Annotated in this window: 13 protein-coding genes; 2 read left to right on the forward strand and 11 right to left on the reverse strand. The window is 65.2% G+C overall.

Features of this window, described 5'->3' with window-relative positions; genetic code table 11:
* Positions 1–24 precede the first annotated feature (24 nt).
* The 10 genes from rpsS to rpsL all read right to left on the reverse strand — a co-directional run bounded on the left by rpsS (position 25) and on the right by rpsL (position 7915).
* Positions 25–306, reverse strand: a complete 282-nt coding sequence (rpsS, locus tag AMYHA_RS00865; protein ID WP_009152380.1) for a 30S ribosomal protein S19 — start codon at positions 304–306, stop codon at positions 25–27.
* An 18-nt stretch (positions 307–324) separates the two neighbouring features.
* A complete protein-coding gene (gene rplB / locus AMYHA_RS00870; protein WP_034266956.1) occupies positions 325–1158 on the reverse strand; it encodes a 50S ribosomal protein L2 in 834 nt (277 codons plus the stop codon).
* A 15-nt stretch (positions 1159–1173) separates the two neighbouring features.
* The gene (gene rplW / locus AMYHA_RS00875; RefSeq protein ID WP_034266959.1) at positions 1174–1482 is read right to left on the reverse strand and encodes a 50S ribosomal protein L23; all 309 of its coding nucleotides are present in this window, start codon (positions 1480–1482) and stop codon (positions 1174–1176) included.
* A complete protein-coding gene (rplD, locus tag AMYHA_RS00880) occupies positions 1479–2138 on the reverse strand; it encodes a 50S ribosomal protein L4 (protein ID WP_034266962.1) in 660 nt (219 codons plus the stop codon). Before rplD ends, rplW begins: the two co-directional genes overlap by 4 nt.
* Positions 2135–2794, reverse strand: coding sequence for a 50S ribosomal protein L3 (gene rplC, locus AMYHA_RS00885; protein WP_034266964.1), 660 nt, complete (start codon positions 2792–2794; stop codon positions 2135–2137). Before rplC ends, rplD begins: the two co-directional genes overlap by 4 nt.
* Positions 2795–2834: 40 nt before the next feature.
* The gene (gene rpsJ, locus AMYHA_RS00890; RefSeq protein ID WP_034266967.1) at positions 2835–3140 is read right to left on the reverse strand and encodes a 30S ribosomal protein S10; all 306 of its coding nucleotides are present in this window, start codon (positions 3138–3140) and stop codon (positions 2835–2837) included.
* A gap of 450 nt (positions 3141–3590) precedes the next feature.
* Entirely contained in the window at positions 3591–4784 is a 1194-nt protein-coding gene (gene tuf / locus AMYHA_RS00895; RefSeq protein WP_034266969.1) for an elongation factor Tu, read from the reverse strand.
* A gap of 124 nt (positions 4785–4908) precedes the next feature.
* Complete coding sequence (gene fusA, locus AMYHA_RS00900; RefSeq protein WP_034266971.1) at positions 4909–7011, reverse strand: elongation factor G; 2103 nt, start codon at positions 7009–7011, stop codon at positions 4909–4911.
* 59 nt (positions 7012–7070) lie between these two features.
* The gene (rpsG, locus tag AMYHA_RS00905; protein WP_034266974.1) at positions 7071–7541 is read right to left on the reverse strand and encodes a 30S ribosomal protein S7; all 471 of its coding nucleotides are present in this window, start codon (positions 7539–7541) and stop codon (positions 7071–7073) included.
* Positions 7541–7915 carry a 30S ribosomal protein S12 gene (rpsL, locus tag AMYHA_RS00910; RefSeq protein WP_034266977.1) on the reverse strand — a complete coding sequence of 125 codons (375 nt, stop codon included), beginning with the start codon at positions 7913–7915 and terminating at the stop codon, positions 7541–7543. The genes rpsG and rpsL overlap by 1 nt, the downstream gene beginning before the upstream one ends.
* Before the next feature lie 487 nt (positions 7916–8402).
* Between rpsL and AMYHA_RS00915 the strand changes: the two genes are divergently transcribed.
* Both AMYHA_RS00915 and AMYHA_RS00920 read left to right on the forward strand, forming a co-directional pair.
* Positions 8403–8807: an SsgA family sporulation/cell division regulator gene (locus tag AMYHA_RS00915; RefSeq protein ID WP_034266979.1), complete on the forward strand. Its 405-nt coding sequence runs from the start codon at positions 8403–8405 to the stop codon at positions 8805–8807.
* 553 nt (positions 8808–9360) lie between these two features.
* Positions 9361–9765, forward strand: a complete 405-nt coding sequence (locus tag AMYHA_RS00920) for an SsgA family sporulation/cell division regulator (RefSeq protein ID WP_034266982.1) — start codon at positions 9361–9363, stop codon at positions 9763–9765.
* 87 nt (positions 9766–9852) lie between these two features.
* Here the strand turns inward: AMYHA_RS00920 and AMYHA_RS00925 are convergent, their stop codons facing one another.
* Entirely contained in the window at positions 9853–13764 is a 3912-nt protein-coding gene (locus AMYHA_RS00925) for a DNA-directed RNA polymerase subunit beta' (RefSeq protein ID WP_034266985.1), read from the reverse strand.
* Positions 13765–13810: the final 46 nt, after the last annotated feature.

The raw sequence follows: 13810 nt of genomic DNA on the forward strand, positions 1-13810 counted from the left end.
TTCCCTTTGCTAGGTTCTGCCGCTTCAGCGCCTGCGCGACTTGCGGTCATCCTTGACATGTCCCTTGAAGGTGCGGGTCGGGGCGAACTCGCCCAGCTTGTGACCCACCATCGCCTCGGTGACGAACACCGGGACGTGCTTGCGGCCGTCGTGCACCGCGATCGTGTGTCCCAGCATGTCCGGGATGATCGTGGAGCGACGCGACCAGGTCTTGATGACCGTCTTCTTGCCCGACTCGTTGAGCGCGTCCACCTTCTTGAGCAGGTGGTCGTCCACGAACGGGCCCTTCTTCAGGCTGCGTGGCATGTTGTCTTACCTCCCTGCTCAGCGCTTCTTGCCGGTACGACGGCGACGGACGATCTGGGAGTCGCTCGGCTTGTTCCGACGGGTGCGGCCTTCCGGCTTACCGTTCGGGTTCACCGGGTGACGGCCACCAGAGGTCCTGCCCTCGCCACCACCGTGCGGGTGGTCAACCGGGTTCATGACGACACCGCGGACGGTCGGGCGCTTGCCCTTCCAGCGATTGCGGCCCGCCTTGCCCCAGTTGATGTTGGAGTGCTCGGAGTTGCCCACCTCGCCGACGGTCGCGCGATTGCGCACGTCGACGTTGCGGATCTCACCGGACGGCATCCGCAGCTGCGCGTTCGGGCCGTCCTTGGCGACCAGCTGCACTCTGGAGCCAGCGGAGCGGGCGATCTTCGCGCCGCCACCTGGGCGGAGCTCGATCGCGTGCACCACGGTGCCGACCGGGATGTTGCGCAGCGGCAGGTTGTTGCCCGGCTTGATGTCGGCCCTGGGGCCGCTCTCCACGGTCGCACCCTGCTTGAGCTTGTCCGGCGCGATGATGTAGCGCTTCTCGCCGTCGGCGTAGTGCAGGAGCGCGATCCGAGCCGTGCGGTTCGGGTCGTACTCGATGTGCGCCACCTTGGCGGGCACACCGTCCTTGTCGTTGCGACGGAAGTCGATCAGCCGGTAGGCCCGCTTGTGGCCGCCGCCCTTGTGGCGGGTGGTGATCTTGCCGGACGCGTTGCGTCCGCCCGTCTTGTTCACCGGCCGCAGCAGTGACTTCTCCGGTGTCGACCGCGTGATCTCGGCGAAGTCCGACACGCTGGAGCCGCGACGGCCAGGCGTCGTTGGCTTGTGTTTACGAATACCCATGTCTCTCGCCGTCCCTTACGCGGTGCCGCCGAAGATCTCGATCGCCTTGCTGTCCTCGGACAGCGTGACGACCGCGCGCTTGACGTCCTTGCGCTTGCCGTAGCCGTACCGGGTGCGCTTGCGCTTACCCTGCCGGTTGAGCGTGTTGACGCTGGCGACCTTGACGTCGAAGATCTTCTCGACGGCGATCTTGATCTGCGTCTTGTTGGCGTCCGGGCGAACCTCGAACGTGTACTTGTTCTCCTCGAGCAGCCCGTAGGACTTCTCGGAGATCACCGGCCGGATCAGGACATCGCGGTGGTCAGGAATGCCGATCGCGCTCACTGCTTGTCACTCCCCTCGGCCTTGCCCTTGTTCGCACCGGCGAGGAAGACGTCCAGCGCGGCCTTTGTGAACACCACGTCGTCGTTGACCAGCACGTCGTAGGTGTTGAGCTGGTCCGGCGTGATCAGGTGAACGTCGCTGAGGTTGCGCAGCGAGCGCCAGCTCAGCTCGTCCTCGCGGTGCAGCACGACGAGAACCCGCTTCGCGGTGGTGACACCGGCGAGCGCGGCCTTGGCCGACTTCGTCGACGGCTTCTCACCGCTGACCAGCTCGGTCACCACGTGCACCTGACCGGCGCGAGCGCGGTCGGAGAGCGCGCCCCGCAGCGCGGCCGCCTTCATCTTCTTCGGCGTGCGCTGGTCGTACTTGCGCGGCGTCGGGCCGTGAACGGTGCCACCGCCCGCGAACTGCGGCGCCCTGATCGAACCCTGGCGCGCACGGCCGGTGCCCTTCTGCCGGTACGGCTTGCTGCCGCCACCGCTGACCTCACCACGGGTCTTGGTGTCGTGCGTGCCCTGCCGCGCCGCGGCGAGCTGCCCGACGACCACCTGGTGCATCAGCGGCACGTTGGCCTGGACGTCGAAGACGTCGGCAGGCAGCTCCACCGTGCCATCGGCCTTACCGGCCGTGTTCTTCACTTCCACCGTCATGCTCATGCCGGCACACCACCCTTCGCGGCGGTCTTGACGAAGACAAGACCACCCTTCGGACCGGGCACGGCGCCCTTGATGAGCAGCAGGCCGTCGTCGGCGCGCACATCGTGCACGGTCAGGCCCTGCGTGGTGACCCGCACGTTGCCCATCCGGCCTGCCATGCGGACACCCTTGAACACGCGGCCAGGGGTGGCACAGCCACCGATGGCACCCGGCTTGCGGTGCGTTGCCTGGTTACCGTGGCTCGCGCCCTGGCCCGAAAAGCCGTGACGCTTCATGACGCCCGCGTAGCCCTTGCCCTTGCTGGTCCCTGTGACGTCGATGACCTGGCCTGCGGCGAACACCTCGCCAGCCGTGATCTCCTGGCCAACCTCGTAGCTGCTGGCGTCAGTCGTCCGCAGCTCGGCAAGGTAGCGCCGTGGGGTCACGCCGGCCTTGTCGAAGTGCCCGGTCTTCGGCTTGTTCACCTTGCGGGGGTCAATCGCGCCGAAGGCCAACTGCACCGCGTCGTAGCCGTCGTTGTCCTTGTTACGCACCTGGGTCACCACGTTCGGCCCGGCCTTCACGACCGTCACCGGGATGACCCGGTTCGCATCGTCGAAAACCTGGGTCATACCGAGCTTGGTACCCAGAATGCCCTTTACTTCCCTGTCAGACATGAGTCTCTTATCTCCGCCGCAGCGCTGTGTCTCGTCTCGCTTACTGGATGTTGACGTCGACGCTTGCGGGAAGGTCGATGCGCATGAGCGCGTCAACCGTCTTGGGCGTCGGGTCGAGGATGTCGATCAACCGCTTGTGGGTGCGCATCTCGAAGTGCTCGCGCGAGTCCTTGTACTTGTGCGGCGAGCGGATGACGCAGTAGACGTTCTTCTCGGTCGGCAGCGGCACCGGCCCGACCACATTGGCGCCGGTGCGCGTCACCGTCTCAACGATCTTGCGCGCGCTGGCGTCGATGGCCTCGTGGTCGTAGGCCTTGAGCCGGATGCGGATCTTTTGTCCCGCCATGGGGCAGCTCGTTCCTCTGCTCTACTGGTCGGACGTCGCACGCAGGTCATTGCTTCTCAGCTCAACCCTGCGGGCAGGTCCTCGGTCGTCTCGTGCTGCGATTACTCGCTGGGCCTGCGCCCTTTCCCGCACGTCACAGCCACCGTATCCGGTCCACGCGGTCGGGCGTGTCGCGCTCTGCGCGCAGACCGATCCGTCACTGTTGACGTCTGTGCGGGTGGTTATTCTGGCGGGGCGGCCCAGCAGGGCACCCCTGGCTTGCGGGCTCGCATGTAGCGACAGCCAACAAACCCGTTCGTCCTGCTCACGCCAGGGCGGCCGATTCTTGCGAAATCAGCCGCCCCGCGTCGAGCAACCCTAATAGTTTGGCATACCCCGTAATCGTTCCCCGATCCGGGGTGGCCGGGAGTGCTGATCAGCGCGAGAGGCCTTGACCAGCACTCCCACCAATCACTTGATGATCTTGGTGACCTGGCCGGCGCCGACGGTGCGGCCACCCTCACGGATGGCGAACCGCAGACCCTCGTCCATGGCGATCGGCTGGATCAGCTGGACGCTGATCTCGGTGTTGTCGCCAGGCATGACCATCTCAGTGCCCTCAGGCAGGGTCACGACACCGGTGACGTCCGTGGTCCGGAAATAGAACTGCGGACGGTAGTTGTTGAAGAACGGCGTGTGACGGCCGCCCTCGTCCTTGGCCAGGATGTAGACCGAGGCCTCGAACTCGGTGTGCGGAGTGGTCGTGCCCGGCTTGATGACGACCTGACCACGCTCGACGTCCTCACGCTTGATGCCACGCAGCAGCAGGGCGGCGTTGTCGCCGGCCTGGCCGTAGTCGAGCATCTTGTTGAACATCTCGATCGAGGTCACCGTGGTCTTGGTCGCCTTCTCGCGGATGCCGACGATCTCGACGTCCTCGTTGAGCTTGACCTCGCCACGCTCGATACGGCCCGTGACGACCGTACCGCGACCGGTGATGGTGAAGACATCCTCGACCGGCATCAGGAACGCCTTGTCGGTGTCACGCACCGGGTTCGGGATGTTGTCGTCAACGGCGGCCATGAGTTCCATGACCTTGTTGGCCCACTCCTCGTCGCCCTCGAGGGCCTTGAGGCCGGAGACCTGGATGACCGGCGCGTCGTCGCCCGGGAACTCGTACTCGTTGAGCAGCTCACGGACCTCGAGCTCGACCAGGTCCATGATCTCCGGGTCGTCGACCATGTCGGCCTTGTTCAGCGCGACGACGATGTACGGCACGCCGACCTGACGGGCGAGCAGCACGTGCTCCTTCGTCTGGGGCATCGGGCCGTCAGTCGCGGCGACAACCAGGATGGCGCCGTCCATCTGGGCGGCACCGGTGATCATGTTCTTGATGTAGTCGGCGTGACCAGGGGCGTCGACGTGCGCGTAGTGACGCTTGTCGGTCTGGTACTCGACGTGCGCGATGTTAATCGTGATACCGCGCTGCTTCTCTTCCGGCGCGTTGTCGATCTGGTCGAACGCACGCGACTGGTTGAGCTCGGGGAACTTCTCGTGCAGCACCTTGGTGATCGCCGCGGTGAGCGTGGTCTTGCCGTGGTCGACGTGACCGATGGTGCCGATGTTGACGTGCGGCTTGCTCCGCTCGAACTTCGCCTTCGCCACTGGAATGTCCTCCTGGACTTTAGTAATTCTCCCGCCACCGGCGTGGCAGCCGGTCGGCGATTCACTCTTTGGTCAGTTGTGCGGACCTTAGGGAGGACCCCTCACGCCCGCGGGCTGCGGGGGATTACTCCCCCGTCGCCTTCGCGATGATCTCCTTCGCCACGTTGCTTGGCACCTCGGCGTAGGAGTCGAACTGCATGGAGTAGTTCGCGCGGCCCTGGGTCTTCGACCGTAGGTCGCCGACGTAGCCGAACATCTCCGACAGCGGAACCAGTGCCTTCACGACACGGGTACCCGAACGCTCCTCCATGGCCTGGATGTGGCCACGGCGAGAGTTCAGGTCACCGATGACGTCACCCATGTACTCCTCGGGCGTGGTCACCTCGACCGCCATCATCGGCTCAAGCAGTACCGGCTTCGCCAGTTTCGCAGCCTCCTTGAGCGCCTGCGAACCAGCGACCTTGAAGGCCATCTCCGAAGAGTCGACCTCGTGGTACGCACCATCCAACAAGGTCACCTTCAACCCGACGAGCGGGTATCCGGCAAGGATGCCGTACTGCATGGCATCCTGGGCACCGGCGTCAACCGAAGGGATGTACTCCCTCGGCACCCGGCCACCCGTGATCTTGTTGTCGAACTCGTACAGCGCACCGTCAGCGGACGTGTCCAGCGGCTCGAGCTTGATGATGACCCGAGCGAACTGGCCGGAACCACCAGTCTGCTTCTTGTGCGTGTATTCGTGCTTCTCGACGACCTTGCGGATCGTCTCGCGGTAAGCGACCTGCGGCTTACCGATGTTCGCCTCGACCTTGAAGTCGGTCTTCATGCGGTTGACCAACACCTCAAGGTGAAGCTCACCCATACCGGACACGATCGTCTGCCCGGTCTCCTCGTCCTGCTTGACCTGGAAGGTGGGGTCCTCGTCGGCCAGCTTCTGGATCGCGGTGGAGAGCTTGTCCTGGTCGGCCTTGGTCTTCGGCTCGATCGCGACCTCGATCACCGGCTCGGGGAAGGTCATCGACTCGAGCACAACCGGGTTCGCCGTGTCGGCCAGCGTGTCACCCGTCGAGGTGTCCTTGAGCCCCTGCACGGCGTAGATGTGACCCGCCTGCGCCTCTTCGACCGGGTTCTCCTTGTTGGAGTGCATCTGGAACAGCTTGCCGATGCGCTCCTTGCGCTCCTTGGAGGCGTTGATGACCTGGGAGCCGGAGGAGATCTTGCCGGAGTAGACCCGCATGTAGGTGAGCTTGCCGAAGAACGGGTGCGCGGCCACCTTGAACGCGAGCGCGGCGAACGGCTCCTTGGTGGAGGGCTCACGCTTGATCGCGGTCTCACCGTCGGTCAGCGTGCCCTCGACCGCGGGCACGTCGAGCGGCGACGGCAGGTAGTCGATCACCGCGTCCAGCATCGGCTGCACGCCCTTGTTCTTGAACGCCGAACCGGCGAGCACCGGGAAGGCCTCGCGGTTGACGGTCAGCTGGCGGATGCCGCGCTTGATCTCGTCCGTGGTCAGCTCCTCGCCGCCGAAGTACTTCTCAAGCAGCTCCTCGTCGCTCTCCGCGACGGCCTCGAGCAGCTTTTCCCTGTACTCGGCAGCCTTGTCGGCGAGCTCGTCCGGGATGTCCTCGATCTCGTACTGCTCACCCTTCTTGACGTCACCGCGCCAGGTGAGGGCCTTCATCGAGACGAGATCGACAACGCCCTGGAAGTCGCTTTCCGCGCCAATGGGGAGCTGGATGACAAGCGGACGAGCACCGAGGCGGTCCTCGATGGTCTTGACGGTGAAGTAGAAGTCGGCACCGAGCTTGTCCATCTTGTTGATGAAGCAGATGCGCGGGACCTCGTACTTGTCCGCCTGCCGCCAGACCTGCTCGGACTGCGGCTCGACGCCTTCCTTGCCGTCGAACACCGCGACCGCACCGTCGAGCACCCGCAGCGAACGCTCCACCTCGACGGTGAAGTCAACGTGACCAGGGGTGTCGATGATGTTGATCTGGTAGTCGCTCCAGAAGGTGGTGGTAGCAGCCGAGGTAATGGTGATACCCCGCTTCTGCTCCTCCTCCATCCAGTCCATCGTCGCGGCGCCGTCGTGCACCTCGCCGATCTTGTAGTTGATCCCGGTGTAGAACAGGACCCGCTCAGTCGTTGTCGTCTTACCGGCATCGATGTGAGCCATGATGCCGATGTTGCGGACCTTGTTCAGGTCGGTCAGCACATCGCGTGCCACGAGAGTGTTCCCCTGTCCTTAAGCTTGGGCAATTACTGCCGAGCAGGCGTTGGTCGCGCTCACCAGCGGTAGTGCGCGAACGCCTTGTTGGATTCGGCCATCTTGTGGGTGTCCTCGCGGCGCTTCACGCTGGCCCCGAGGCCGTTGCTCGCATCGAGCAGCTCATTCTGCAGACGCTCAACCATGGTCTTCTCCCTGCGCTGGCGGGAGTAGGTCACCAGCCACCGCAGCGCGAGCGTGGTGGAACGACCCGGCTTGACCTCGATCGGCACCTGGTAGGTGGCACCACCGACGCGCCGACTCTTCACCTCGATCTGCGGCCGGACGTTGTCCAGCGCGCGCTTGAGGGTGACGACGGGGTCGGTGCCGGTCTTCTCACGCGCTCCCTCGAGAGCGCCGTAGACGATCCGCTCGGCGAGCGAGCGCTTCCCGTCCGAGAGCACCTTGTTGACCAATTGGGTGACCAACGGGGAGGTGTATACGGGGTCGGAGATCAGCGGCCGCTTCGGGGCCGGACCCTTGCGGGGCATTAGCTCTTCTCCTTCTTCGCGCCGTACCGGCTGCGCGCCTGCTTGCGGTTCTTCACGCCCTGGGTGTCGAGCGAACCGCGGATGATCTTGTAGCGAACGCCCGGGAGGTCCTTCACACGACCACCACGCACGAGCACCATCGAGTGCTCCTGGAGGTTGTGACCCTCACCGGGGATGTAGGCCGTGATCTCGATGCCGCTGGTCAGCTTCACACGTGCGACCTTGCGCAGCGCCGAGTTCGGCTTCTTCGGAGTTGTGGTGTACACGCGCGTGCAGACGCCACGACGCTGGGGGCTTCCCTTGAGCGCCGCGGTCTTCTGCTTGACAGCCTTGTCCTGGCGGCCCTTGCGGACCAGCTGCTGGATCGTGGGCAATGGACCAGCCTTCTCTTGCGTTCGTGCTTCGTCTTGTCGGTCTTGCTTCCCCGGTCCCCGAGGTCGGGCGTGTCGGCCCGTGCCAAGGTGGAAAACCCTGTATCTTTCCTTCGGATTTCCGAGGAACTCCGCCTTGAGTCGACGCTTGCTCGCTCATCAGAGCGCCTGAGCGGTCAACAGGCACGCGGAGCGGCCCGACATTGGCCGGGCACAGAGGTCCAAGATACCCGTCCCGGTCAGCGGGTCCAAATCGGGGGGTCGGTTAACGACAACACGCCCCATCACCCGGATGGCGTGCACCTGAAATGCCGCCTCATCATCGATGCGTCGCGCGGCGATGTTACAGGTGTGACGACGGGAACACCATATCGGTTGACTTCGCGCACAGTGCCGTCATCAGGGCTGACCTGGCGCCTCTCTCTCGCGACAGATCTCGATTCCCGCCGGCAGGGACACCGACCGCCGGAGACGACAACGAGGAGGCGACATGGCCGCCAACACCGTGCGCCAGGAACGGTTCATCGACTTGCTCAGCGAGCGCGCGCCCGTGCTTTCTCGCTGGTCCTACAGCCCTGACGAGCCGTACTCCATCACCGTGGAGTTCCAGACCAGTCCGGACGACTGGATCACCTGGGTATTCGCCCGCGACCTGCTGCTCGCGGGCCTGCAGGCACCCGCTGGCGTCGGCGACGTCCGCTTCGTGCCGTTCGAGGACGAGGGCGACCGGCTGCTGCTGTTCCAGGTCGAGTCCGACCAGGGCAGGGCGTCGTGGTTCCTCAACCGCGACGACGCCGAGGAATTCGCGACCATGACGTTGGACGCCGTCCCGGTCGGCGCGGAGTCCGAGCACTTCGACATGGACGCGCTCATCGCGGGCCTCACGGACGTGTGATGGCGCACGGCGCGGTTGGCGTCGTGTCCGGCACTCCCTGCACCGTGTGCCACGCTCCTGCCGGTTCCTGATGCACGCATGACCTGACGTCTGACCTTTTGGTCAGCACCCGTTGGCGCGGGTGACTGAGCCCCGGGTGGCCTCCCCCATCCCGGGGCTCAGTTGCGTTCGCACCCGGCATGAGGCACGTCCTAGTTGACAGACGTCGAATCTAGCTTCCCGGCGCAGGGCCGCCGATGGTCTTGAGGCGTTGTGGCTGCTATAGCGACCACATTGTCTAATGCTTCGACAGTGGACGGTGTTACGACCACGAATGCGCGGAGCCGGCGCACTCCTGACACCGGAAGTCAGAACTCGCGGCTCCAGAACTCGGGACTCGCGCGAGCTCGCCCTATCGATTGGCTGACCTGGGGCGTTACAGATGTGACGGCGGGAACACCGTATCGGCTGAGATCGCAGCGAGCTACGTCATTGCCGCCGTGATCGTGCCTCTCCCCTGCGAAAGACCCCAACACGTCGGCACGGCCGGCGGACACGACCAGGAGGAGGCGACATGGCCGCCAACACCGTGCGACTGGAACGGTTCATCACTCTGACCAACGAGGCCGCCCCGGTGTACTCGTGCTGGTCCTACCGAGCCGATGACCCTTATGCGATCACCGTCGAGTTCCAGACCAGCCCGGAGACCTGGGTGACCTGGGTTTTCGCGCGTGATCTGCTGCTCGCCGGGCTGAAGGCACCCGCTGGCATCGGCGACGTCCGCTTCGTTCCCTTCGAGGACCAGGGCGACCGGCTGCTGCTGTTCCAGGTCGAATCCGATGAAGGCCGCGCGTCGTGGTTCCTCAACCGTGAGGATGCCGAGGCGTTCGCCAACATGACGCTCGATGCCGTTCCCGTCGAGCAGGAAGAGGACCAGTTCGACATCGACATGCTGCTCGCCGACATCACGGACGTGTGAGGCGGCGCACGAGAAGAAGGCCCGGGTGCCGCAGCACCCGGGCCTTCTCTGTCTCTCCGCTTATCTTCCCCCGCGGGCTTCCAGTGCTTACCGGAAGTCGCGGCCGAAGTCGTAGTCGTCCAGCGGAACGGCCATGCCGGTACCGGAGCCGAAGACATCCGGGGTGTAGTAGCCATCGTCGTAGGACGGGATCGCGTAGGCCGCGACCCTGGCCTCCTCGGTCGGCTGCACCTGGATGTTGCGGTACCGGTTGATGCCCGTACCAGCCGGGATCAACTTACCGATGATCACGTTCTCCTTGAGGCCGACCAGCTTGTCCGAGCGGCCGTTGATGGCCGCGTCGGTCAGCACGCGGGTCGTCTCCTGGAACGACGCGGCCGACAGCCACGAGTCCGTGGTCAGCGACGCCTTGGTGATACCCATCAGCACCGGACGGCCGGACGCCGGGTCGCCGCCCTCGGCCACCGTGTTCCGGTTGATCGCCTCGAACCTCGCCCGCTCCGGCAGCTCGCCGGGCAGGAAGTCGGTGGCACCGGAATCGATGATCGTGACGCGGCGCAGCATCTGCCGCACGATGACCTCGATGTGCTTGTCGTGGATCGACACGCCCTGTGCGCGGTACACCTTCTGGACCTCGTCCACCAGGTGAATCTGCGCCTGGCGCGGACCCATGACGCGCAGCACCTCGTGCGGGTCCGGCGTGCCTTCCAGCAGCTGCTGACCGACGTCGACATGGTCGCCGTCCGCCAGCGGGCCCTCGGGACCGACCGCGAGCCGCTGCCGCTTGGACAGCTTGTCGAGCACGATCTCCTCGGCGCCGTCGTCCGGGATCAGCGTGATCTTCCAGAAGCGCTCGCTCTCCTCGATGCGCACCCGGCCGGCGACCTCGGCGATCGGCGCCTTGCCCTTCGGCACACGAGCCTCGAACAGCTCCTGCACACGCGGCAGACCCGTGGTGATGTCGTCACCGGCGACACCACCCTGGTGGAAGGTACGCATCGTCAGCTGCGTACCCGGCTCACCAATCGACTGCGCGGCGACGATACCGACGGCCTCACCGACGTCGACGAGCTTGCCCGTCGCCATCGAGCGGCCGTAGCAGCACGCACAGACACCGACGACCGACTCGCAGGTCAGCACGCTGCGGACCTTCACCCGGTCGATCCCGCTGGAAGCCAGCTTCTCGATCGCCGGGTCACCGAGGTCGTCGCCGCGGTTGACGACGACGTTGCCGTTGGCGTCCACCGCGTCCTCGGCGATGGTGCGCGCGTACACGCTGGTAGCCACGTGCTCGGCGCGCAGGATCGAGCCGTCCTGCTGCTTCTCGCCGATGGTCATCTGGATGCCACGGCTGGTGCCGCAGTCGACCTCACGCACGATGACGTCCTGCGAGACGTCGACAAGACGACGGGTCAGGTAACCCGAGTCGGCGGTACGCAGCGCGGTGTCGGCAAGACCCTTCCGAGCACCGTGCGTCGCGATGAAGTACTCCGCCACCGACAGGCCCTCACGGAAGTTGGACTTGATCGGCCGGGGGATGTACTCACCCTTCGGGTTGGACACCAGACCACGCATACCGGCCAGCGACCGGACCTGGGTCATGTTGCCCGCCGCGCCCGACTTCACGATCATCGCGATCGAGTTGTCGTCCGGGAAGTGCTCCTCCATGGCGTCGGCGACGTCTTCCGTCGCCTGCGCCCACACCTTGACGAGTTCGTTGTTGCGCTCGGCGTGGGACAGCTGACCGCGCTGGTAGCGCTTCTCCACCTGGGCGGCCTTGCCCTCGAAGTCCTCGAGGATCTGCTTCTTCTCCTCGGGGACGAGCACGTCCGAGATCGACACCGTGACACCGGAGCGGGTCGCCCAGTAGAAGCCGGCGTCCTTGACCTTGTCGAGCGTCTGCGCGACCTGGGTCATGGAGTACCGCTCGGCGAGGTCGTTGACGATCGCCGCCTGGCGCTTCTTCGGCAACGCATCGTTGATGTACGGGTAGTCGGCGGGCAGCAGGTCATTGAACATGACCCGGCCGAGAGTGGTCTCTGCCAGCCACGGCTGACCCGGCTCCCAGCCCTGCTCGGCGAGCTCAGGCTGCAGCTCCTTCGGCGGCTGCCGGTCCTTGACCCTGATCTTGATCGGGGCGTGCAGCCCGACGAGGTGCCGGTCGAACGCCATGATCGCCTCGGCCTCGGACGCGAACGCCTGGCCAGCGCCTGGGGCGTTCTCGTCCAGCCTGGTCAAGTGGAACAGCCCGGTGACCATGTCCAGTCGCGGCATCGCCAGCGGACGACCCGATGCGGGCGAGAGGATGTTGTTCGCCGACAGCATCAGGATCCGCGCCTCGGCCTGTGCCTCGGCGGATAGCGGCAGGTGCACCGCCATCTGGTCACCATCGAAGTCGGCGTTGAACGCCTCACACACCAGCGGGTGCAGCTGGATGGCCTTACCTTCGACCAGCTGCGGCTCGAACGCCTGGATACCGAGGCGGTGCAGCGTCGGCGCCCGGTTCAGCAACACGGGGTGCTCGGTGATGACCTCTTCCAGCACGTCCCACACCGCGGAACGGGAGCGCTCCACCATCCGCTTGGCGGACTTGATGTTCTGCGCGTGGTTGAGGTCGACAAGCCGCTTCATCACGAACGGCTTGAACAGCTCGAGCGCCATCTGCTTCGGCAGACCGCACTGGTGCAGCTTCAACTGCGGACCGACGATGATGACCGACCGGCCCGAGTAGTCGACACGCTTACCGAGCAGGTTCTGGCGGAACCGGCCCTGCTTGCCCTTGAGCAGGTCGGACAGCGACTTCAGCGGCCGGTTGCCTGGTCCGGTCACCGGACGGCCACGGCGGCCGTTGTCGAACAACGCGTCGACGGCCTCCTGCAGCATCCGCTTCTCGTTGTTGACGATGATCTCGGGCGCGCCGAGGTCGATCAGCCGCTTCAACCGGTTGTTGCGGTTGATGACGCGGCGGTACAGGTCGTTCAGGTCCGACGTGGCGAACCGGCCACCGTCGAGCTGCACCATCGGACGCAGATCCGGCGGGATCACCGGCACAGCGTCGAGCACCATGCCGCGCGGGTCGTTGCCGGTCGACTGGAACGCCGAGACCACCTTGAGCCGCTTCAGCGCACGCAGCTTCTTCTGGCCCTTGCCGTTGCGGATGACGTCGCGCAGGCCCTCGGCCTCGGCGTCGACGTCGAACTCGGAGCACAGCTTCTGAATGGCGCCAGCGCCCATGCCACCGGTGAAGTACTCGCCGTAGCGGTCGTACAGCTCACGGTAGAGCAGCTCGTCGACGATGAGCTGGCGCGGCTCCAGCTTGGTGAAGGTGTTCCACACCTCTTCCAGCCGGTCGAGCTCGCGGTTGGCGCGGTCGCGGATCTGGCGCATCTCGCGCTCTCCGCCTTCCTTGACCTTGCGCCGCACGTCCGACTTGGCCTTCTCCGCCTCGAGCTCGGCGAGGTCGGCCTCCAGCTTCTGCGCCCGCTCCTCGACCTCGGCGTCACGCTTCGACTCGATGGTCTTGCGCTCCGCGTTGATCTCGTTCTCCAGCGTGGGCAGGTCGTTGTGCCGCAGCTCCTCGTTCACGCTCGTGATGACGTAGGCCGCGAAGTAGATGATCTTCTCGAGATCCTTCGGAGCAAGGTCGAGCAGGTAGCCGAGGCGGCTCGGCACGCCCTTGAAATACCAGATGTGCGTGACGGGGGCGGCCAGCTCGATGTGGCCCATCCGCTCACGACGCACCTTGGCGCGGGTCACCTCGACGCCGCAGCGCTCACAGATGATGCCCTTGAAGCGGACCCGCTTGTACTTGCCGCAGTAGCACTCCCAGTCGCGGGTAGGACCGAAGATCTTCTCGCAGAAGAGCCCGTCCTTCTCTGGCTTGAGGGTGCGGTAGTTGATGGTCTCCGGCTTCTTCACCTCGCCGTAGGACCACTGGCGAATCTGATCGGCCGTTGCGAGGCCGATGCGGAGCTCGTCGAAGAAATTGACGTCCAACACGTCTGTTCTTCCTTCTCCTTTGGGGGTTCGCGGGAGCTGTCACGCC

The sequence above is a fragment of the Haloechinothrix halophila YIM 93223 genome, assembly GCF_000504245.1.
Classification (GTDB): domain Bacteria; phylum Actinomycetota; class Actinomycetes; order Mycobacteriales; family Pseudonocardiaceae; genus Haloechinothrix_A; species Haloechinothrix_A halophila.